This is a genomic window from Clostridium ragsdalei P11 (assembly GCF_001675165.1).
In the GTDB taxonomy this organism is placed as follows: Bacteria; Bacillota; Clostridia; order Clostridiales; family Clostridiaceae; genus Clostridium_B; species Clostridium_B ragsdalei.
The window spans coordinates 211,412-234,821 of the sequence record NZ_LROS01000033.1; the positions used below are offsets into that span (position 1 = coordinate 211,412).

At 30.6% G+C, this 23,410-nt stretch carries 19 protein-coding genes and 1 riboswitch; of the genes, 16 read left to right on the forward strand and 3 right to left on the reverse strand.

The window, feature by feature from the left end; genetic code table 11:
* Positions 1-16 precede the first annotated feature (16 nt).
* From CLRAG_RS14320 to CLRAG_RS14350, 7 genes are all read left to right on the forward strand, one after another.
* Positions 17-1,201: a sialidase family protein gene (locus CLRAG_RS14320; protein WP_065079042.1), complete on the forward strand. Its 1,185-nt coding sequence runs from the start codon at positions 17-19 to the stop codon at positions 1,199-1,201.
* Positions 1,198-1,659 carry a NanQ anomerase/TabA/YiaL family protein gene (locus CLRAG_RS14325; RefSeq protein ID WP_065079043.1) on the forward strand — a complete coding sequence of 154 codons (462 nt, stop codon included), beginning with the start codon at positions 1,198-1,200 and terminating at the stop codon, positions 1,657-1,659. Before CLRAG_RS14320 ends, CLRAG_RS14325 begins: the two co-directional genes overlap by 4 nt.
* Before the next feature lie 418 nt (positions 1,660-2,077).
* Positions 2,078-3,241 carry an MFS transporter gene (locus tag CLRAG_RS14330; RefSeq protein WP_065079044.1) on the forward strand — a complete coding sequence of 388 codons (1,164 nt, stop codon included), beginning with the start codon at positions 2,078-2,080 and terminating at the stop codon, positions 3,239-3,241.
* A 162-nt stretch (positions 3,242-3,403) separates the two neighbouring features.
* Positions 3,404-5,416 carry a methyl-accepting chemotaxis protein gene (locus CLRAG_RS14335; RefSeq protein WP_065079045.1) on the forward strand — a complete coding sequence of 671 codons (2,013 nt, stop codon included), beginning with the start codon at positions 3,404-3,406 and terminating at the stop codon, positions 5,414-5,416.
* Between the two features lie 227 nt (positions 5,417-5,643).
* Positions 5,644-7,164: a cell wall-binding repeat-containing protein gene (locus CLRAG_RS14340; protein WP_065079046.1), complete on the forward strand. Its 1,521-nt coding sequence runs from the start codon at positions 5,644-5,646 to the stop codon at positions 7,162-7,164.
* Positions 7,165-7,436: 272 nt separating this feature from the next.
* Positions 7,437-7,697, forward strand: coding sequence for a YkuS family protein (locus CLRAG_RS14345; RefSeq protein ID WP_065079047.1), 261 nt, complete (start codon positions 7,437-7,439; stop codon positions 7,695-7,697).
* A 362-nt stretch (positions 7,698-8,059) separates the two neighbouring features.
* Positions 8,060-8,464, forward strand: coding sequence for a hemerythrin domain-containing protein (locus tag CLRAG_RS14350; RefSeq protein WP_065079048.1), 405 nt, complete (start codon positions 8,060-8,062; stop codon positions 8,462-8,464).
* 216 nt (positions 8,465-8,680) lie between these two features.
* On the opposite strand, the gene CLRAG_RS14355 is transcribed toward CLRAG_RS14350, so the two are convergent.
* Positions 8,681-9,148, reverse strand: coding sequence for a staygreen family protein (locus CLRAG_RS14355; protein WP_065079049.1), 468 nt, complete (start codon positions 9,146-9,148; stop codon positions 8,681-8,683).
* 132 nt (positions 9,149-9,280) lie between these two features.
* Between CLRAG_RS14355 and CLRAG_RS14360 the strand changes: the two genes are divergently transcribed.
* The 4 genes from CLRAG_RS14360 (at position 9,281) to CLRAG_RS14375 (ending at position 14,642) form a co-directional block, all read left to right on the forward strand.
* A complete protein-coding gene (locus CLRAG_RS14360; RefSeq protein WP_065079050.1) occupies positions 9,281-10,993 on the forward strand; it encodes a methyl-accepting chemotaxis protein in 1,713 nt (570 codons plus the stop codon).
* Positions 10,994-11,099: 106 nt separating this feature from the next.
* Positions 11,100-11,429, forward strand: a complete 330-nt coding sequence (locus tag CLRAG_RS14365) for a DUF3870 domain-containing protein (protein ID WP_065079051.1) — start codon at positions 11,100-11,102, stop codon at positions 11,427-11,429.
* Positions 11,430-11,657: 228 nt separating this feature from the next.
* The gene (locus CLRAG_RS14370; protein WP_083985732.1) at positions 11,658-12,596 is read left to right on the forward strand and encodes a DMT family transporter; all 939 of its coding nucleotides are present in this window, start codon (positions 11,658-11,660) and stop codon (positions 12,594-12,596) included.
* A 333-nt stretch (positions 12,597-12,929) separates the two neighbouring features.
* Positions 12,930-14,642 carry a methyl-accepting chemotaxis protein gene (locus tag CLRAG_RS14375; RefSeq protein ID WP_065079053.1) on the forward strand — a complete coding sequence of 571 codons (1,713 nt, stop codon included), beginning with the start codon at positions 12,930-12,932 and terminating at the stop codon, positions 14,640-14,642.
* Between the two features lie 53 nt (positions 14,643-14,695).
* On the opposite strand, the gene CLRAG_RS14380 is transcribed toward CLRAG_RS14375, so the two are convergent.
* Both CLRAG_RS14380 and CLRAG_RS14385 read right to left on the reverse strand, forming a co-directional pair.
* The gene (locus CLRAG_RS14380) at positions 14,696-16,873 is read right to left on the reverse strand and encodes a methyl-accepting chemotaxis protein (protein ID WP_065079054.1); all 2,178 of its coding nucleotides are present in this window, start codon (positions 16,871-16,873) and stop codon (positions 14,696-14,698) included.
* A gap of 84 nt (positions 16,874-16,957) precedes the next feature.
* Complete coding sequence (locus CLRAG_RS14385) at positions 16,958-18,136, reverse strand: cation:proton antiporter (protein ID WP_065079055.1); 1,179 nt, start codon at positions 18,134-18,136, stop codon at positions 16,958-16,960.
* Between the two features lie 298 nt (positions 18,137-18,434).
* Here CLRAG_RS14385 and CLRAG_RS14390 point away from each other — a divergent pair, with 298 nt between their 5' ends.
* From CLRAG_RS14390 to CLRAG_RS14410, 5 genes are all read left to right on the forward strand, one after another.
* Positions 18,435-18,773: a P-II family nitrogen regulator gene (locus CLRAG_RS14390; protein ID WP_065079056.1), complete on the forward strand. Its 339-nt coding sequence runs from the start codon at positions 18,435-18,437 to the stop codon at positions 18,771-18,773.
* Positions 18,774-18,784: 11 nt separating this feature from the next.
* Positions 18,785-19,057 carry a hypothetical protein gene (locus CLRAG_RS14395; protein WP_065079057.1) on the forward strand — a complete coding sequence of 91 codons (273 nt, stop codon included), beginning with the start codon at positions 18,785-18,787 and terminating at the stop codon, positions 19,055-19,057.
* A complete protein-coding gene (locus tag CLRAG_RS14400) occupies positions 19,054-20,664 on the forward strand; it encodes an ammonium transporter (protein ID WP_065079058.1) in 1,611 nt (536 codons plus the stop codon). The genes CLRAG_RS14395 and CLRAG_RS14400 overlap by 4 nt, the downstream gene beginning before the upstream one ends.
* Before the next feature lie 559 nt (positions 20,665-21,223).
* Positions 21,224-22,453 carry an ammonium transporter gene (locus CLRAG_RS14405; RefSeq protein ID WP_065079059.1) on the forward strand — a complete coding sequence of 410 codons (1,230 nt, stop codon included), beginning with the start codon at positions 21,224-21,226 and terminating at the stop codon, positions 22,451-22,453.
* 128 nt (positions 22,454-22,581) lie between these two features.
* The gene (locus tag CLRAG_RS14410) at positions 22,582-22,956 is read left to right on the forward strand and encodes a P-II family nitrogen regulator (RefSeq protein WP_065079060.1); all 375 of its coding nucleotides are present in this window, start codon (positions 22,582-22,584) and stop codon (positions 22,954-22,956) included.
* Between the two features lie 348 nt (positions 22,957-23,304).
* Positions 23,305-23,388: riboswitch (cyclic di-GMP riboswitch) on the forward strand.
* The last annotated feature ends 22 nt before the right edge of the window (positions 23,389-23,410 follow it).

Here is a 23,410-nt window from a genome sequence, read left to right on the forward strand (position 1 = left end):
AGTGATTATTAATAATATGGAAAAGCAAAATATTGACACTAAACAAGGAGAAATATATCAAGTTTGTGATGACTCAGAGAGATTAGAAGCATATCTGCCATCATTTTCTCCACAAAATCATGCATCAAATATTATGCCGTTAGATAATGGAGATTTATTATGCACATGGTTTTCTGGAACACAGGAAGGTATGTCAGATATTTCTATATATATGTCTAGATTGAAAAAAGGAGAAAATAAATGGTCATCTCCAGTAAAGTTATCCGATGATCCTACTAAATCAGAACAAAATCCTATTTTGTTTCCAGCTCCTAATAGACAGTTATGGTTACTATATACTTCGCAGAATTCTGGCAATCAGGATACAGCTGAGGTTAAATATCGAGTATCATTGGATAATGGAGTTACATGGGGACTTATAAAAACATTATTTGATACACCAGGAACTTTTATACGTCAGCCTATTGTAGTACTGGATAACTCAGATTGGCTTGTTCCTGTATTTCATTGTAATACACCTAAAGGTAAGAAGTGGACAGGAGATTACGATTATAGTGCAGTTAAAATTTCATCGGATGAAGGCAAAACGTGGAAGGAATATGAAGTACCAAATAGTCTTGGATGTGTTCACATGAATGTAGAAAAGTTGTCTGATGGAACTTTAGTAGCACTTTATAGAAGCAGATGGGCAGATAATATTTATATAAGTCATTCTAAAGATAATGGAGTTACTTGGGAAAGCCCAGTACCTACAAAGTTGCCTAATAATAACTCATCTATACAATTTACTAAATTGAATAATGGACATTTAGCACTTGTATTTAATAATATGAATGCAGATAAATGCACCCAGCGTAGGGCTTCACTATATGATGAAATTGAGAAAGATGTTCAAAATGATGTTCAAGAAAAAGTTCAAGATGGAAGAAAGACGGCATTTTGGGGAGCACCAAGAGCACCTCTTACAATTGCAATATCAGAAGATGAAGGAAAAACATGGCCATATATGAGAAATATAGAAGTGGGCGATGGATTCTGTATGACCAATAATTCTAAAGAAAAATTAAATAGGGAGTATTCATACCCTTCTATAAAACAAACACCAGATGATAGAATTCATGTTACATTTACGTATTTTAGACAAAACATTAAGTATGTATGTATTTCTGAGGGTTGGATTAAAAGAGGCGATGACAAATGATTATTGGAGAAGTAAAGAATGTAAAAAGGTATTTTGATAAAGATGAAGGAATAAATAAGGCATTTGAATTTTTAAAAGATATTGATTTAGATAATCTAGAAATTGGAAAGCATTTAATAGATGGGGACAAGGTGTTTGCACTTGTTCAGTCTTATGATACTAGAGCGGAAAGTGAATGTAAATTTGAATCACATAAACGTTATATTGACATTCAAGTAATTTTAGATGGTATTGAAAAAATAGAATGGTCACCTATTGATAAATTAAACTTGGTTGAAGATGATTTTTCTAAAAACGATAAGGCTTTTTATAAGGAAAATTCGACAAGCAGTGAATTGATTCTTCACAGTGGTAATTTCGTAGTATTTTATCCTGAAGATGGACATAGGGCATGTATTCAAGTTAATACTCCATCTCATGTAAAAAAAGTTGTTTTAAAAGTTGAATTAAATAATTGATTTATCTCATGATTTAAATAAGAGAGGCTGTTACGTTAATTAGCGTAACAGCTTTAGCTGTCAAGAAAACCACCGGTAATGCCCAACATCATAAACTTAAGGAAATTTGATTAATTAGATATAGAAGTTGTAATTGAATGAAGTATGGGTTGACAGAATTAGTTCATCAGATCCACGCTCAAAGCTGGTTAGTAGTCTGTAAGGCCTCGGAATTATGATCTGAGTCCTTAATTTTGGTTGGAGAAATATTGGGTTTAAGATTTTGCCTATGTCATCAAATATTATAGCTGTACGATAAGGTAAAATTCCTATATAGAAATTTGGAATTATAAGGAACATAATATAATTAAAATAAATATCATTTGAAATTCAAAGGAAGTGAGTAATTACGGAAAAAAGTGTTTTTACCAGATATGAAATGAACTTTGTTATAAGTTTAGGGATTGCAATGGCTTTAAGACAGCTTGCTATGGTTATGATACTTCCATTTATGTCTGTGTATGGTAATACATTATTATATAATACTCCAGCACTTGTAGGTATAGCCATTGGAATATATGGTTTAATTCAAGGAATTATGCAGATGCCTTTTGGTAGTTTAAGCGATAAAATTGGAAGAAAAAATGTCATAACAATTGGTTCATTATTTTTGGCAGCAGGATTAGCTTTGGCGGCAATAGCTGATAATATTTATTTACTTATACTAGCAAGAGCATTACAAGGGGTAGGTGCAGTAGCTGCTGTTTGTTTTTCGTGGATTGGTGACAATATTGCAGATGAAAAAAGAAATCAAGCCATGAGTATTGTTGGTATCTTTAGTGGGTCTGCAGGAGTAGTTGGGTTTGTTGGAGGACCTTTTTTGTATAACATACTTTCAGTTCCTAAATTATTTGCATATTGTTCAATTCTAGTGTTTTTATCATGGATTTATATAGTGATATTTCTTAAAAAAGATGATGTTAAGAAAACAAAAGAGAAAGGAAAAAAAGTTGATTATATAGGATTATTTAAAAATAAGTTATTTACAAAACTAGCTATTTCAGGCTTCATTGCAAGCTATACAATGGTAAGCATATTTTATATCGTTCCTCAATTATTAGAGAAAAGTATTGGTGCATCTTCAATGTGGAAAGTATTTTTACCAGCAACTTTAACAGGTATTATCATCATGATTGTTTCTTCAAAATTGGCAGACAGAGGAAAGTTATCGATGATAGCATTTTTTTCATTTACAGGTATATTGGTTGGAGGAGGAAGTCTCTTCTTTAACAATTTTTATATTATACTTTTGGGAACTACTTTTTTCATGGCAGGATATATGAATCTTAGCGCAATACTCCCGGGAAGTGTAACGAAACTTTCTACAAAGGAAATTAGAGGAACTATTACTGGTATCTACAATACAGTACAATTTATTGGATCATTTGCGGGTGGAACCTTGACAGGCATATTATGGGGAATAAATAGTCATTTTCCAGCAGTGTTTATTATTATAGTTAGTATACTAGGATGTATTCTTGTTAGAAAATTGGAAACTATAGACAAACATACATCTACTGATGAAATAAAAGTACATGAGTAGTGTAGGATATAATTAAATTATTGTAGAGAATATAGAAAGGTATAAATCACATTTTAGCAATTTATGCATAAAAATGGTCATTAGTAGACAAAAAAGTGGTATAGTTATATTAATAAGGTAATTAGTTTAAAAACTTATTAATATTTATGTGAGAGGTAAGGAATGAAACAAAAATTAAATAATTCAATAAAAGTAAAAATTTTAGTTATACCTATGATTGTAATGTTTGTAATTATAGCAGTTATAGCATCGGTATCAATAGCCGCATCAAGAAATAAAATATTATCTCAAATGAAATCTGATGGAATTAATATGGGCAATCAAGTTTCTAAGGATATGGGAAAAAATAATATGGCAGTGGATACCTTGAATGAATCTATTGATGAAAGAATAAGGACACTTGCAGGATTTGTAATTGCAAATAAAAGTAATTTAAATAATGATTATTTAAAAGCTTTAGCAAAGCAATTTAATGTAGATGAAATAAATGTTGCGGATGCATCTGGAAAAGTAACATATTCGAATTTAGAAAGTAGTTTCTTAACACCATTTACCAGCAAGGATGCATCATATGCTGTGCTTAAGGGTGAAAAGCAAGAATTAATGGAGAATATAAGAAAAAGTACTGATAGTAATGACTATTATAAATATGGGGCTGTAAAAGATCCAATTGGTGGTATGGTTCAAGTAGGAATTATTGCAAATAAGGTTCAAAAATTAACTGATTCACTAAAGACTCAAGTTTTAATAGACGACATGGTTAAAGATAAATCTATAAAGTATGCTTTATATGTGAATAAAGATTTAAAAGTTGAAGCAGATAGTGATAAGAATGAAATAGGGACAACATTAAAAGATAGTGCAACTAAAACTGCTATAGAAAAAAGAGCAACTTATTGTTCTCAATATAGATATAAAAATATTAATGTGTACGATATAATGGTTCCTGTATATAAAAATGGAGAATTTATTGGTTCTGTTGATATAGGTATGTCAATGGAAAATGTAGGCACAGCTATCCGTAATACTATAGTTATCATAGTATTAGTATCTATTGTAATGTTTCTTCTATTTGCACTAATACTTATTAAAATGTCAAGAGGAATAGTTATTCCTTTAAATGATTTAGTTAATGTTTCAAAAAGAATAGCTGACGGGGAATTAAACAATGATATAAATGTAAATGGTAAAGATGAAATAGGCTTACTGGCAAGTTCGTTTAGAGATATGGTAGGAAATTTAAAAAATACTATTTCTACGATAAAAAGTGGAACGTTAAATGTGAATACAATGTCATCTGAATTAAATTCGAATTCTGATGATGTGAAAAATGCTGCGAGTGAAGTTGCAAAAGCTATACAGGATGTAGCTAAAGGGGCTACTGAACAGTCAAATGATCTCATGAATATTTCTGATATAGTATCTAATTTTGAAAAAGAGCTTGATGATATGAGTGAAAGACTTTCAAAAGTTAATAAAAGTTCAAGCTTTACGGAAGCCAAAGCTAAAGATGGTAATGATAAAATAAATATTTTGCTTAAATCAATAAATGAAGTTAATAGTTTATTTGAGGTAGTGATAAATAAAATAGAAAGTTTAAGTTATAGTGTTTCTAAAGTAGGAGAAATAACTGGAGTAATAGATGATATTTCAGAGCAAACTAATTTATTGGCACTTAATGCTGCAATAGAAGCATCAAGAGCTGGTGAAGCAGGAAAAGGTTTCTCAGTAGTCGCTGAAGAAGTTAGAGATTTAGCTGAACAGTCAAAGGATTCAACTGAAAAAATAAACGAGCTTATAAGGAATATAACAGGAGAAACAAAAAATGTAATTGAAACTTCAAACAATGTTAAAGTTGCTTTTGTAAACCAATCTGATATTGCAAAAAATACTATGAAATCTTTTGAAGATATGTTATCAGCAATTAAAGATATAAGTACTTTAATTAATCATACTTATAGTTCTGTTGGAACTATTATGAAATCAAAAGATACTATTTCAAGTAAGGTGGAATCACTTACAGCTGTGTCAGAAGAGACTTCTGCATCATCAGAAGAAATATCAGCATCATCAGAAGAACTATATGCATCATCTGAGAATGTAGCTAGTTTTGTACAGAATCTCAATAAAGTTGCAGCGGAACTTGATGAAAGTGTAAGTAAATTTAAATTATAAAAATGAAAATTATAATTGTTAGACATATATAAACCAATGAACCGCCTGTAGGTGGCTTAAATAGATGCTTACAGGCGGTTGTGTTTTTTGAATAGTATAGCTCCATTAGCAAAACAAATTGTTAATTGATTTATCATGTGTTATATTATTTTCTGTAGGTATTTTGTTATCATTTTTACTCATTTAAAGATAATATTTACATCATACTATAATAAGGGAGAAACAAAATGAAAATTAGAATTAAATTACTATTCATGTTATGTGCTTTAGGGACAAGTCTATTAACTACTTCAACTAGTGTATTTGCAAAAAATAATGTTAATAGGTTAGCAGGACAAGACAGATATGGGACAAGTAATGCAATAGTTTCACAAGGATGGACACAATCAAGTTGTGCAATTTTAGTAAATAGTCAGAACTTTCCTGATGCAATAACTGCTTCACCTTTAGCTAAAAAATTTAATGCACCTATTCTTTTAACTGATACTAGCAGTTTAACTAATTCTACTAAAGAAAAATTACAAGGCTTAGGTGTTAAAAATGTGTTTATTATTGGTGGTGTAGGAGTTGTAAGCCCACAGGTAGAAAATACACTTAAAAGTATGGATATTAGTGTAAAACGAATATGCGGACAAGATAGGTATGAAACTTCTGTTAATGTAGCAAAAGAACTAGGTACTTCTAAAGGGGTATTTATTGTAAATGGAGAGCATTACGAAGATGCACTCTCAGCAGCTCCAATTGCAGCTAAATTACAATATCCTATAATGTTAGTAGATCAAAATTATGTGTCTGATATGGTTAAAAACTATATAAATAATCAAGTAAAAACTAATAATACAGAAATAAATGTTATAGGTGGACAGGATGTATTATCTAATAATGTGGTAAGTTCATTAAATCCTACTAAAACCTATAATCAATCAACTAAATATGATAGAAATTTAGCTTTAATAAATAATTATAAGGGGCAATTAGATTTAAGTACAGTTTACTTGGCTTCTGATAAAGGTTTTGCAGATGCTCTTTCGGGTTCAGTATTAGCAGGTAAGAATGGAAATCCTATTATACTAGTTGGCGATAGTAATCAAAGCAGTGTAAACAGTTACATTACTAATAACAATGTAAGTAACGTAACTATACTAGGAGGAATTGGAGTATTAAGTAATGATGTTGTTGCAGGAATTACAGGTAACAGTAATGTAAACAGTAATAACAGTGATAATAATACTGCTGTTGCTGCAGATAAAGTTCACCAAGAATTACAAGTATATAATAATTTATTAAATGATACAGATTGGCAGAGAAATAATGGAATTATATTTTCTGGTGATGGTAAAAGTACTATAGACAATCATTGGATTATAGATATAGATCAGGATGGAGTATATGAAATGTTAGTACATCATGGGAGTTGTGAGGCAAACTTAACAATGTCTGTAATTACATATAATAATGGAAACATTAAAATAGAACATTTACCAAGTGATCATAACTATAGTGCAGACTATAGTAAATCTGAAAAGGTACTATTTACTCATGGTGGTAGAGGCGGCTCTAATTATATTACAGGATATAAGTTAGAGAATGGACATTGTGAGAAAGTATTTACAGCTTTTAGTAATGAAGCTAGATATGGTGATTCGGAACAGGCTAAGGCTGCTTATAGAATAAATGAACAAAATGTTTCTAAAAAAGATTATGAGGAAGCTTTCAAAAGGTTCGGTAGTATAGATCATCTAGAGTAATTTTAAAACAAGCCATAACGAACTTTAAAAAATTAGAAGCATTAGTGAGCTAAACTCCTAGTGCTTTTAGTTTTTTATGAGAATATGACAATGTATCTGGTTTTGTACAGAAGCTCAATAAAGTTGTAGAGGAACTTGATGAAAGTGTAAGTAAGTTTAAATTATAAAATTATAATACACCATTATGAAACAAACAACTTTTATTAAAATAAACGTGATAAGTATGTATATCCACACCTATGAGTGGAAAAATAAATATGAGGTGATAACATATGAAAAACATTGGTGTGGAAAAAGGGTTGTCTAGAATGGCAGATTATCTAAATTCTCAAGGATATTCAGTGCAAATTTTAGGAGAAGATCTTGAGAATAATGTTTCAAAGTGCAAAAATTTAGATGCAATTGTTACAGCAGGATATAATACAGATATGATGGGTTTTAGTGATACTTCTACAAAAGTTCCTGTTATTAATGCTGACGGTTTAACACAAGAAGAAGTAAAGAATATGATTCAGCAGAAAACTACTAGATGATAATATCAGCATTTCTGTTTGCAGAATGTAGGATATGAGGAACTAACATAGAAATATAATAGGATTAAGGAGTTGAAATACCTTAGTCCTATTTTTTATGTGTGGAGGGGCATTGTATGGTAGTCTATGGTTCAATTATAAATACAGTTTGCCACCTTTAAAATTTCTATATATCTAATTATATACTCTGTTAAGAGAAGTATACTTTAAGTATATTTTTAATGTATACTTAAATCAATTCCATTTGTAAAATTTAGTAAATAAGTATTAAAATAAGTTAAAAAGGATGGTAACAAATGATACTGAACTTATAATTTTTCAGTGATAAACTAATAGTAAATCAATTCTAAGGAGGAAAGAATATGGATATAGTAAGTTTAAAAAGGCAGCATAGCGAAGTAATGGATTTGGCTAATTATATATTGAATAATATTAAAAAGTGTACTGTAGATGAAAACATACATGAAATTGTTCAAAATATAAATACTATTACTGGCAAACTTAAGATACATTTATTAAATGAAGATAAATACTTGTATCCTTATCTTTTAAACAGTCCAGATAAAGCATTGAATACGTTTGGTAAAAAGTATAGTGAAGAAATGAAGAAAGTTACTGAAGCATATGAAAATTATAAATCAAAATATAATACATCTAATAAGATCAGGAATAATATTGAAGGGTTTAAACAAGATACAATACAAATTTTTAAGGTCTTATCAGATAGAATAGATAGAGAAGAAAAGGAGTTATACCCATTACTATAGACATCAAGTTTTATATAGTATTAAAGAAGATGATATGGTTGTATATAGAGAAAAGTGGAATATTAAAAGCTTAGTTAAATTTAGTTTGTAAAAATATAGCTAAGCTTTTTTAAAGTATATCTTTAAGCACTAGTTATCTAAAAGGACCAACAGCATGCTAAGTCCTGTGCTTTTAATATAAGCAATGACTTCATCTACAATTAAAATAAGAGATGTCTATATGCTGGAAGGTTTACTAATATTGTAATTTGAAAAAGTTCCCCAGTTTTCTATTTTATTAAACTCGGAAATAGTTGACATAAAGTAAACTATTATTGGAGAATTATCTAATTCAGGATGTGCACTAAAAAATTCTTTATCTCCATATCTAATAGCTTCTAAGGCAAGAGGTAATTCACGTCTAAATATATAATTTCGCATAGTTATAACCCTTGGGCTGAATGCCCCACCTACATATAGATGTATATAAAAAGAGTAGCTCTTACTTTTTTTAATCCATTTACCAAGAACTTCATCTCTCGTAGGATTAATTTTATCATAGGCATAGCTTAGCCCAATAGTCAAAAAAAGCTCGGCAGTTGTATCAGAATGGGTAAGTGTGTAGTGTCTGGGTACAATAGGCTCCGTAGTAGTAACTCCTTTTCTAAATTCCACTGAAAGTTTTTTAGGATTCAATATACTCATATAATTCCTTCTTAATATAATGATTCTTATAAGGTAGTATATGATAGTTATAAATGTTATGTTAGTCATTTGGATTTTATTAGGTATTGTTGTAATATATAGTATATAGGGGAATGAAAGGGGAGATAATATATGGCTTTTTTTAAAAATATGCGAGTAAGGATAAAATTAATTTTATGTTTCCTTATTATATCTATATTAATTGTTATTGTTGGAATTATAGGTATAAATTCATTGAGAATTGCGGATACAAATTCTCAGGAAATGTACAGCAATAGACTTCAGAGTGTGTACATGCTTACAGATATGAAACAAAATTTGACACAGGCTGAGTCTGATATATTACAGTTGGTGTATGTAAAGGATAATTCTAAAAAGGATGATCTAGAAAAAGATATTCAACAAAATAAAGCTGAAAGTGATAAGTATATTTCTAGTTATGAAAAGTTATCCATGAATGATGAAGAAAAGCAAATATGGCCTACATTTAAAAGTCAACTTAATCAATATAGAATGTTAAGAGAAAACGTTGTAAAATCTGTAGATACGGCAAATAATGATAAGATAGTAAGGCAGTATGAAGAATTAATAGGTTATAAAACGGAAATGTTTAGCAACCTTGAAAAACTTATAAGTATAAATAATGATATTGCTAAGGCATCTAATGTAGATAACCATTTATTATATATAAATTCAAATAGATCTATGATAATATTAATGATAATAGGCTTACTAATTGCAATAGGTCTTGGGTTATTTATATCAAGGGATATAAATAATCCACTAATGGAAACATTAGATTTTGCAGAAAATTTATCAAAATTTGATTTAACCCATGAGTATCAAGTTGATAGAAAAGATGAATTTGGTAAAACCAGTGAAGCACTTATAAAAGCCCAGAAGAATATCAAAGAACTTATAAAGGTAATAATAGATAATTCACAGGATATGAGTTCATCTAGTGAAGAACTTTCTTCTACATCAGAAGAATTGTCATCCAAAGTTCAAGAAATAGACAATGCAGTAACAAATATAACATCTGAAATTGAAGATGCAAGTGCATCATCAGAACAAATATCTGCATCTATACAAGAAGTAGATTCAAGCATCAATGAGTTATCTGGAAAAGCAATAGAGGGAAGCAATAATGCAAACAATGCAAAAGAGAAGTCAACCAAAGGTAAAGAAGATGGAAAAGAAATTATGGATCAGGTACAAAATTTGTACAAAGAGAAGAGAAACAATATGCTGCAGGCAATTGAAGATGGAAAGGTTGTTAAGAATATAAGGGTTATGGCAGATACTATTTCAGGTATTGCAGAACAGACAAATTTGCTTGCACTAAATGCATCTATAGAGGCAGCTAGGGCAGGAGAACAGGGAAAAGGCTTTGAGGTAGTTGCACAGGAGGTAGGAAAACTTGCAGAAGAATCCCAAAATGCTGTAGCAAGTATACAGGATACTATTTTAAAGGTTCAGGATGCATCTAAAAAGTTATCTGAAAATGGTAGTGATTTGTTAAGATTCATAAATGAAGAGATATATGGAAAAATTGATCAACTTAGAGGCATAATAGATTACTATAGTGAGGATTCAGATTTTGTAAGTAAGATGTCGGAAGAAATAGCATCTATGTCGGAAGAACTTACTGCTACAGTTGGTCAAGTAAGCGATGCAATTCAAAATGTGGCGTCAACTTCACAGAAATCGAGTGAAAATGCACAAAATATAAAAATTGGTGTTAGTGAAACAACTAAGGCAATAGATCAGGTAGCTTTGACTGCACAAAGTCAGGCTGAATTTTCACAAAAACTCAGCGAAATGGTACAAAAATTTAAGATTTAGAAGAGTTCATATCTAAAGTTTTTTTACGATAAATATGATATAATGGTGTTGTTTAGAAATTTTGCCATAAAGGTTCATCAATATTAAAGTTTAGGAGATAAGTGAGTTGAAAAGAAATAAGATATTTGTTAGTGGTTATGCAAAACTTCCAGGTGGAATAACTGCAACTGAAGTTTATACTGAAATTGCAATGACAGCTGTTTTAGATAGGGTTACAGGGGAAATATATGAAATAGAGTGTACACTTGTAACGAATACAGCAAGAGAATATATAAAAAAATTGCTGGCTGGTAGAAACATAAATGATATAGATGATATGGTAAAAGATATTGCTGATAATTATTTCGGAATCGCTAAAAAAGCTATAATAGCATCGTTGACAAACTGTTATGAAAGATATATACTTATTACCAAAAGCGGTAATGAAGACAAATAAATATAAATTTAATGAAATTGCCATTTTGTTATGGTGTAAAGTTATCCCTTTGCATAAAAGTGACAGGAACACGGCATTAATATATTTTAAAGTATATTAATGCTGTTTTTTGATGTTGTTTTTTAATTGAAAGTATATAAGTTGAATAAAAGGAGGTATAAGTAAAATTAAAAAAGGTTTTTTAATTAGTATATTTAAATAATATTTCATGAAAGGATGTTTGTAATTGTGGGTTACGTATTTATTATTTTAGCTGCTGTAATTTTTAGTACGATGGAAATCGTAGGCAAATTAGCTGTGGGTTTAAATCCATTGCAATTAAATTTTCTTAGATTTTTAATAGGAGGATTAATTTTATTTCCACCAACTATTAAAGCTATGAGAAATAAAAAAATGAAGTTTAAAAAGGATGATTTATATTATTTTCTAGGTACAGGATTTTTATGTGTTGTACTCAGTATGTCCCTGTTTCAATTGGCAATTACATTTACAAAGGCATCTACGGTTGCCATAATTTTTAGTACAAACCCTGTATTTACAGTAATGTTTGCATATTTGTTTTTAAAAGAAGATTTAAATAGAGGTACTATTATATCAATTATACTTAGTCTGGTTGGTATAGTGTGCATACTAAATCCTTTTGGTACAGTTAGTGATGTAAAAGGTATAGTATTATCTATTTTAGCAGCGGTTACTTTTTCACTTTATAGTGTAGTTGGAAAGCTGAGATCTGAAAAGTATGGAAGTATTACTTTAAACTGTGTTAGTTTTTTAGTTGGAGATGTTATTATGCTTTTAATTATATTATTATCAAATCTTCCAGTAGTTAGCAGCATAATAAATCCTAAGGGTGGTTTAAGTTTTATGTCTCATATACCAATTATTTATGGAATAAGTGCTGCTAATATAATTCCAGTAATATTTTTAGGAATTGTAGTAACAGGATTGGGATATATGTTTTATTTTATGGCTATGGATGAGACTTCAGCAACCACAGCATCTATAGTTTTCTTTATTAAACCGGCGCTTGCACCTATTTTTGCATTAATTGCTTTAAGTGAAAAAATACCTATGAATACTGTCATAGGTATATGCTTCATATTAATTGGATCCTATTTTTCTTTTACAGCTAAGAGTAGGGCTAGGGTTGGAGAAGTAGAAAGTTAAATAAGAATTCAATAAATTTAAGCAGAATTTTGTTGAATAAGGTATATATATGTGTTAATATTATTAACAATGTAAAGGAAACTATGATATATATGCCGTAATTTGGGTATCAGACATATACGGAGTTAATGATACAACCGACCTTACATCTATAATCTATAGGTGTGAGGTTTTGTTTTTACAATTTAATAATTTCCATATTTGTAAGCAATAGTTGTATTTAAATAATATAATATTAATTTACATTATTTATTAAGATGGAAATTTAGTAATATATTTAAATTTTACGCTATTTAGGACAAGTTATTTAATATCTTACGAGGGGGAAATAATATGAGATGGTTTAATGATTTAAAAATTAAACAAAAACAGGTTATAGGTTTTTTTACAGTAATTTTATTTGTTGTAATAGTAGGAACAATAGGCACACTAAATATGTATAGAATAAATAAAGGTTCAAGTAGTATGTACAGTGTTAACTTGCAAAATGTTAAAAATCTTGATAAGGTTGATGCCGATATAATGCATCATCGTCTAGAATTAATGAATCTTGTAGAAAGCAGGGATAAGAATAAAGTTGAGGATACTGTGCAGACCATAACCATTTATCAAAATGAAGATAATAGTCTGCTTAATAAATATAAAAGCTCTAGTTTGACTTTACAGGAAAAGAATTTACTATCTAAGTTAGAAAGTCAGCTAACTGACTGGAGGAGCATATGTGATAAGATTGTAGAGCTTATGCGTCAGGGAAAATATGATGAAGCAGCAAATTTAAATAAAGAAGCTATTACCTATAGAAGTAAATTGACCGCTACTATCGAGCAGTTAAGTGAAAGTGCAGTAAAGGAAGCTGATAATAAGAACATTGAAAATACAGCTACGTATAATAAGTCATTGTATATGATAATGATAATTACTCTAATTGGAATAGTTGCGGCTTTCTTTTTAGGAAATAAGATTGCTTCATCAATTTCAAAAGAAGCAAATAATATTTTGAAATTTACAGATGCTATAAGTCAGGGAGATTTAAGTAAATCTATTCAGGCATTGAGTAAAGATGAAATGGGAACTATAGCTAGAGAATTAGGTAAGGCCAATAAAAATATTAGAAATTTGATAACTGAGATAACGCAAAGTACTGAGAATATAAGTGCTTCTAGTGAAGAGTTATCTGCTACTACGGAGGAAATCTCTTCTATGATGACGTCTGTAAATGAGTCTACTTCACAAATAGCAGATGGATCTGAAGATTTAAGTAGGATTACAGAAGAGATAAGTGCCTCTTGTGAAAAAATGGAACAAAATACACATAAACTTACCCAAAAGGCAAATGAAGCTACAAAATCTTCAACAGAAATAAAAAAACGTGCTGTGGACATAAAGGAAAAGGCAGCTCAAAGTATAGAAGAAGGTACTGATATATATAATAAAAGAAGAGATGATATTATAAAGGCTATTGAAAAGGGCAAAGTGGTTTCAGAAGTTAAAATTATGGCAGCTTCTATTGGTGATATAGCAGAGCAGACAAACCTTCTAGCATTAAATGCAGCTATTGAAGCTGCAAGTGCAGGTGAGCATGGCAAGGGATTTGCAGTAGTTGCAGATGAAGTTAGAAAACTGGCAGAAGAATCATCAGAAGCAGTTGAAAATATAAATAAAATGGTACTTGCGGTGGAAGATGCTTTTAATAATTTGTCTGACAGCGGCAAAGAAATTTTAAATTATATGTCAAATAGTGTTAAACCAAATTATCAAATTCTAATGGATACAGGACTGCAGTACGAAAAGGATGCAGAATTTATGAATCAGATGTCAGAGGAAATTGCTGTAGCTTCAAAACAGATGAGTGAGATAGTATCTGAGGTAAATGGTGGTATCCAAAGTGCAGCAGCTACTGCCCAGGAGTCTGCGGCTGGGTCTGAGGAAATTTCCAGTAGTGTGAATGAGGTTACTAAGGCTATTTCAGATATATCTGGTTCCTCCCAAAGTCAGGCAGAGCTTGCAGAAAAACTTACAGATATAGTAAGTCAATTTAAAATATAAAAATAAGTCATAAAAATAGATTCATGAAAGTAAAATATTCATGAATCTGTTTTTTAACTTATCTTAAATGCACCTACCATTTCTTGAAGGTTGTCAGATGAATATTCTAAAGTATCACTTATTTCTTTTAGCCTTGTTGTTTTGCTCAGTATTTCTTCAAGTAAATTTAGGGATTCTTCACTGCTGTTAGTACCTTTAACAGTTCTTCTATTTATTTCATCTGCAGCTTGATTTATATTTACAACCATGTTGTCTACATCTTCGCTTTCTTTATTAGTTATTTGGAATATATTGTCCATTTTTTTGTTTATATCTTCTATGTTTCCTATAATGTATTTGAAGGTACCTATACTATCATTTACACTGCTTGTAGAACCTTCAACTTTAGAGCCAATTTCATTAATTTCATGGAAAGTATTTTTAATTTCATTTTGAATATTGACAACTAAGGTACCTATGGATTTTGTTGCGTCCTCTGTTTCAACAGCCAATTTTGATATTTCTTCAGCTACTACTCCAAATCCCTTTCCTGCTTCACCAGCTCTTGCTGCTTCTATAGTGGCATTCAATGCTAGAAGTTGAGTCTGATTACTGATGCTGGTTATTGTAGTAACTGCGTTGGTTATAGCATTTGAATGATCTCGAAGTACTGTTATTCTAGTGAGGGTTTTTTTCATAGCTTTTTCTAGATCATTTATAGAGTTAAGTATACTGTTAAAATAATCATTGGCTTTTACTGCACGATCACTAGTATTTACAATCTTGTCTGTAACCTCGTTTATAAGGGTATCCATTTCCTGTATTGATGTAGACATATTATTAAAGTGCTCTTTAGTACCTTGAAACACATTATTTTGCTTTTTAGAAACATCCACTAGACCATTAACGGTTTTAGCTACTGTATTCATATTATCCGTTACTACATTAGTTAAATTGGAAACTACTTCAACAGAGTCTTTTGATGTTTTGGAAGAAATACCAACTCTCTTTATCATAGACATTTGATTATTTATAAATTTGTTGAACCATCTTGAAAGCTCACCTATTTCATCGTAAGAAAGTTTGTCTACTCTTTTTGTTAAATCTCCTTTACCTTCAGCTATCATATGAAGTATATCTACAGTTCTGTTTAACGGTTTTACCACTAATTTTTGTGATACTGCATAACTTACTAACGTAAGTATGCACCATGCTAGTATGGAGGATATGATTCCAGCACCAGGTTTTAAAGAACAAATTATACTATTTGTAGCTATAACCAAAGCTGAAGCAATTGATATTATAATAGGTATTTTTACATTTATACTTTTAAAGTTATATATTTCAGATATGTCCCCTTCACACATCATACCCCAAGTTTCATTGCTGTAAGGAGGAGTTATAAGGGTACCTTTACCACCTACAAGTATATGTCTGTAGTCAGGATAGCCTGGCCAGGTGTCTAGGTTTTCACCATTTTTAATGGTATTTTTAACTCCTTGGTGTAGATCTCCTGTTTCGGGATCTGTAAATCTTATTTCAAATTCTGTATGTTTTTTAATTTTAACAATACTTCCCTTAGAAGTCCTTACGCCATCTTTAAGATTTTCTCCTTTAGTAAAAGTATTATCTTCAAATCTACTTCTGGATATAGCAGTTCCAGGTAATATATCTCTGTTTGTTTTTACCATAAATAAATAATTATCACCGGAATCCTTGTATATATGAGTATCTTCATCCTGGATTACATTACTCATATCGTCATTGAGTATTCGTCCTAAAAGTATTCTTTTGTTACCGGAACAATTTGAATAAGGTGTAGAAAAAAGTAAAGTTACTTCATCTGCAAATTTCTTTTTGGATAAATCTATGTCTAAAGTAAACGCATCCTCATAAGGACCATACATGAGTTTTTCATTTTTTATGCCGCTTTTATAATTAGGAAAAGTACTCATATCAATACCTATATGTTTTTTACAAGTAGAACTTAATATTTTTCCACTTTCATCTAATATGAATAGCTCACAAAAATCATCATATTGATTTAATTTTTTATCCAGTTCCTGTAGTAAGTTACTGTCATCTTCATCAAAGTTTTTTATAATATTTTCTGTATTCTCAAGCTGCATCCATTTATCCCTAAACCAATTGTCTAACGCTTTTTTTCTTCCTTTTGATATACCTTCAAATACCTGTCTAGATTGATTTTTGATTTTTTTATTTAATGAATACATTAATTTTAATTTTATCATAAGCTGCCCCCTTTTGCTAAATAATAAATTATTCTACATAATTAAATAAAATCCTTTAATTTAGGTAAAAAAATTTAATAATTACTATAAATGGAATTCTACAAATTTTTCTTCTTTGTGAGAAAAACTTATTTTTAAAAAAATGGGAGTTATAATTGTAGTTAGTATCACAACTATAAGTGTTGGAAGAAATATATCCTCTGATATAATATGATTTTGAAGTCCAATATTGGCAGTTATTATAGCTACTTCTCCTCTTGAAATCATACCTATTCCTATTTGAATAGATTCACTTTTGCTCATTTTTAGTGCTTTTGCAGCACCGCCACATCCTACTATTTTACCAATTACGGCAATAATAAACATAACTAAAGTTATGAGTAGTACATTAAAATTTATACCTTTCAAATTGGCTTCTAAACCTACACTTGCAAAAAATATAGGTGAGAGGAAACCTGTCGAAATTGAATTTATACTCCTTACAAGGTAAGTTTTATGTGAAATTGAAGAGAGTACTAATCCACATATATAAGCTCCTGTTATAGCAGCTATTCCAAGAGATTCTGCAATAAAAGCTACAAACAATGCAGCAGATAATGAAAATGTAAGAAGTTCACGTCCTGGTTTCACTTTACTTGTAAATTTGTTTATATACTTTGGCAAATAAATTATTCCTAAAACAGAAAAAATGCAAAAACTAAATATTTTCATAAAAAGTAATAGAAATGAAGATGAAGTTTGGGAACCAGAAGTTTTAGCTATAGCTAGTACTATTGATATTAGAATAAGTCCTATTACATCATCCATTACTGCAGCGCCTAATATATTTATGCCTGATCGTGTATTTAGTTTACCAAGTTCTTTTAATGTTTCAACTGAAATACTTACGCTGGTAGCACTTAAAATTACTCCAACAAATACATTTTCTAGAAAATTTTTAAAAAATGCATAGGCTCCTATTGTACCTAAAATAAGAGGTAATACAACACCAAAAGTTGCAATTATTAATGAAGATAAGCCTGCTTTTTTAAATTCTTCAACATTAGTTTCAAGTCCTGCTAGAAACATAAGCATAATTACGCCTATATCTGAAAGCAGTTTTATATTTTCATCGTATTGAACTAAATTTAATACAATAGGGCCTAGGATTACACCCGCAATCAATGCACCTAATACTTCAGGCATTTTTAACTTTTTACTTATAATTCCTCCTGTTTTTGTAAATATTAGGATTGCTGTAATATATAGCAGAGTTTTTTCCATGAATATTCCCCCTGATATAATTGAAATAAATAGTTAAAATTATTAAATTATCAATATATACCATATGTTAGCATTAATATTCTAATTAATCAATAATAAAATTGTAAATATGCAAAAATATAAATTGGAATTTGCCATCCTGTTGTTTTATGCAAGCTAAAATAATAATATTAGCATTCTAATTAGCAAATAGTTAATCATTTAATAAAAAAACTAGTTGATTTTTAATAAAAATGTGGTATTATTTATATTAAATTACCAATATTACAAATTAATGATATAACAGGGGGTTGGCTATATGAAAAAAATGACAATAATTATTAGGCAGGGAAAACAGGAACTTCTCAAACAATTATTACATGATTCAGGGGTAAAAGGCATGACTATCTCAAATGTAGTTGGCTGCGGTAATCAAAAAGGATGTACTGAATTTTATAGAGGAACTCAACTTAGAACGACACTTATTCACAAAGTAAAAGTAGATGTGGTGGTTAGTGATGATGTAGTGGAAGAAATTATAGATAAAATTTGTAAGGCTATATCTACTAATACAGTTGGCGATGGTAAGATATTTATTTCACCTATAGAAAATGCAGTGAGAATTAGAACAGGAGAAAAAGGGGAAAAAGCACTATAGGGGTGGATACTATGGGTAAAAAATTTTTAATACTAATTCTTATGTTACTTGATGGTTTAATAATAATTTCAGGGGCTCTTTTTACTGCATACAGTGCTTATTTCAATGTAAAAGTAAAAGTTTTAAACTTAAATGTTTCTGGTATAATTTTTGGTTTATTAATTTTATATTTTGGTATACGTTATATTCCAAAACTTTTTAAACTAAAAAAACAGATAGAAAAGCCGAACATGAAATTTTCTTGGTCAAATTTTCAGATATTAAAGAGGGGGAGATCTAAATGAAAAAGATAAGAAAATGTTCTATAGCTGCGATATTTTTGGTTGTATTTATTAATGCTTTTTCAATAGTTGCTTTTGCGGATAACTCTACACCTAAAGCGGATCCTTCGGGTGCATCAATAGGAAATTCTTATGATATAACTGCAAAACAACAGGGTAAACCTACAAAGCAAGAGGTCTTAGATCAAATTGGAAAAAATAAAATAGGAATAAACTTCGTATGGGTTATATTGACGGGATGTTTGATATTTTTCTTTCAAGCTGGTTTTGCCATGGTTGAAACAGGGTTTTGTCGGGCGAAAAATGCCATGCATACTATGACTATGAATTATATGGTATTTTTGGTCGGTGCTATAGGATATTTCATTTCAGGATTTGCACTTCAATTTGGAGGTGTAGGTAGCTGGGCTTCACTAGGAGCTGGAACTTCAACACTTAGTCATGAAGTAACTGTTGGAGGATGGGGGTTATTTGGTACCCATGGATTCTTTTTAAACAGTGGAGGAACTTATGATGCAGGGGTTTATGCACTATTTTTCTTTCAGATGGTGTTTATGGATACAACCTGTACGGTACCTACGGGGGCAATGGCAGAAAGAGTTAAATATTCAGCGATTGTAATAAATTCTTTCTTTGTATCCTTACTATATTACCCTATATTTGGAAATTGGATGTGGGGTGGAGGATGGCTTTCACAGCTTGGAGTAAAAGCAGGACTTGGTCATGGTGCATTGGATTTTGCAGGTTCCTCCGTTGTACATGCAATGGGTGGAGTAATGGCCTTAGCTGGTGCAATAGTAATAGGTCCTAGAATAGGAAAATTTAGAAAAGATGGAACTGCAGTAGCATTTCCAGGACATGATATTCCTATGGCTATAGTTGGTACAATCATACTTTTCTTTGGTTGGTTTGTGTTTAATGCAGGCAGTACTACAAATGGTGATGATTTAAGACTTGCTGTAGTTGCAACAAATACAATGATAGCCGGAGCTATAGGTGGACTTGCAGGAATGTTCTATATGTGGATTAAATATGGGAAACCTGATCCGGGAATGACTTGTAATGGAGCTTTGGCAGGGTTGGTTGCTATTACTGCTCCTTGTGCATTTGTAAATGCGATTTCTTCATTTATAATAGGACTTATAGCGGGAATTATAGTTTGCATATCTGTAAAAGTTGTTGAAGACAAATTTAAGATTGATGACCCTGTTGGGGCTGTGTCCGTACATGGAGTTAATGGAATGTGGGGAATTTTATCTTTAGGATTATTTGCAGATGGAACTTATGGTGATGGACTAAATGGTGTAGCTGGAACAGTAAGGGGATTATTTTATGGTGGCGGATTTTCACAACTTGCAGCGCAATGTGTAGATATACTTACGCTTATTGTATGGGGGTTTGGAATGTCATTCTTATTTTTTAAGATATTAAACAAGGTTATGGATGGTGGAATTAGAGTTAGTGAGGAAGTAGAAATTAAAGGGTTAGATATTCCTGAAATGGGCATGCTTGCATATCCTGATTTTACTTTAACTTCAGATAACTCAGAAATTCAGGAATCTATTCAAGAATACTTTGATAATAAACAACTTCAAAAAACTAATAAATAAGATATATTTCAAAATATATCTTGAGTTATGAAATCTACGATTTAAATTTTATTCATATATTGTGATGTGTTTTAAATAAAAGACGCTTAACTATTTTGTGTATATAAATAGCTAAGAGCCTTTTTGTTTTTAAATAAATAGATTTCACTGAAGACTTTTTTACTATTTGAACTTATCTCTTGCAAACTACAAATATTTGTTTAGTAATATATTCATATTATTGAGTATTGTAAAAATATATTTTAATTATTATATGATTAAATTTGTTATATATCAGCATAGAGTTGGGCAAAATACCCGTATGCGCTAAAAAGTGTTTTATATATATTTTAATATTTTAAATTGGAGGGTTATTTGTGATTATTATTTTAGTAATATAATATTCAAATAAGTTTTATCATTGAATTCAAATATTCAATTAGTAATAAAAACACATTAAAAAAAATAATTTTATAAAATATGAATAATACTATTGATAATTTGTCGAAAAATTAGTATTATATATATAAGTTTTTCAAAATTTATAAATTTATAATTATTTTTTTAAGGAGGTATTTTTATGTACGGAGTAAATGGAGCAGATACAGTTTTCGTACTTATAAGCGCGGCACTAGTAATGATAATGACTCCAGCACTGGCCTTATTTTATGCAGGAATGGTTAGAGGAAAAAACACTTTAAACAGCACTCTTCATAGTTTTTCAGCTTTAGCAGTTATATCTATTCAATGGATACTTATAGGATACACATTGTGTTTTGGCACAGACATTGGAGGAATCATAGGTGGTTTTAATTTTGCAGGTTTAAAAGGAGTTGGATTTGCACCAAATGCAGATTACGCAGCTACTATTCCACAGCAAGTATATATGTTGTTTCAGCTTATGTTTGCTATAATAACTCCAGCACTTATATCAGGATCTATTGCAGAAAGAATGAAATTTATGCCTTGGGTAGCATTTGTTTTACTTTGGACAACTTTAGTTTATGATCCTATTGCTCACTGGGTATGGGGAACAGGTGGATGGCTTAAAAATCTCGGAGCTTTGGATTTTGCAGGTGGTAATGTAGTTCATATTAGTTCAGGTATTTCTGGACTTGTAGCAGCACTTATGCTTGGTAAAAGGAAGAATGTAGGCAAACCTAGTAACCTGCCGATGACATGCTTAGGAGCTGCCATACTTTGGTTTGGTTGGTATGGGTTTAATGCTGGAAGTGCACTTGCTATAAATGATGTAGCAGTAAATGCTTTTATAACTACAAATACTTCCGCAGCAGCTTCAGCAATAAGTTGGAGTATTTGTGAACTTCTCTATAGGAAGAAAGTTACTTCTCTTGGAGTTGCCAGTGGAATAGTTGCAGGTCTTGTAGCTATAACTCCAGGCGCAGGTTTTGTAAGTCCTTTAGCTTCAATACTTATTGGATTAATAGGAGGAGCTATTTGTTACACTACTGTTACTTTTGCAAAAGCTAAATTTGGATATGATGATGCACTTGATGCTTTTGGATGTCATGGTGTAGGAGGAATCTGGGGAGGGATTGCTACAGGAATATTTGCATGGAAAGCAATAAACTCTGCCGGTTCGAGTGGACTTATACATGGAAATCCTAAATTGGTTTTAATTCAACTTACAGCTGTTCTGGCAAGTGTTGTATATTCTGCAATAGTTACATTTATAATAATTAAAGTAATTAAAGCTGTAAGTGGAATAAGAGTAACTGATAAAGATGAACAGATTGGACTTGATGTTACAGAACATGGTGAAGAAGCTTATGGAGGAATGAATATTTAACAATTGACTATTTTATTGTAAGAAAGGGAACTCTAGTTTAAAATAAGAATTGAATTAGAGAGTTAATTTTAATAAAACATCATAAGTTATATTATGAAAGTAAATATATTTTTAAAGGAGGTAAAATAATGGGAGACAAACTTACTAAGGTTGATATTATTACTTCTGGCGGAAGATTTGAAGAGCTGAAACAAGCATTAGGAGATATAGGCATTTCAGGTATGACTGTTACAAATGTTTTAGGGTGTGGAATGCAAAAAGGCCATAAAGAATATTATCGTGGGTTAACTATGGATATTAATTTATTGCCTAAAGTTAAAGTAGAAATAATAGTTTGTGAGGTACCTGTAGAAAAAGTTGTTGAAACTGCTAAAAAAGTTCTTCACACTGGAGAAATGGGCGATGGAAAAATATTTGTATACAATGTAGAAAATGTTATACGAATAAGTACTGGTGACGAAGGCAAAGCTGCTCTGCAATATAACAAAGATGATAAAAGGTAATGATAAACAGAGTTCTTGGCATCAGGTGGAGTTTTGACTCCACCTGATGCTTATTAACAGGATTCTTAGTGCTTCAGCACTTAGAATGCGTTATCCTTTAGGGGAAATCGTTATCCAGAGATGTAGCTGCTCTTTACTCCAACTTGGAGAAAAGCAGATATCCCAAATCTTCGATTTGGTGATAGTCGCCTTCACAGAGTGCGTGGGAGTATTAGAGCAGGTAGTCATCGGACAAACTAAGTAGAGATATAGTGGAGTTTAGGAATATATTAGAGCTTAATTAAGATATTGGTGTTATTAGTGTTATTTGACTTTATTTATATTTGATAGTAAAATGAATATAATTTAATAATAGTTGGAAGCAATGAAAAATTTCCGCTATTTGGGCACTTGGAAATTTTAAAGCTAGTAGTGCACCCGGCCAACAATTAATAATGTTTATTAATTGTTGGCT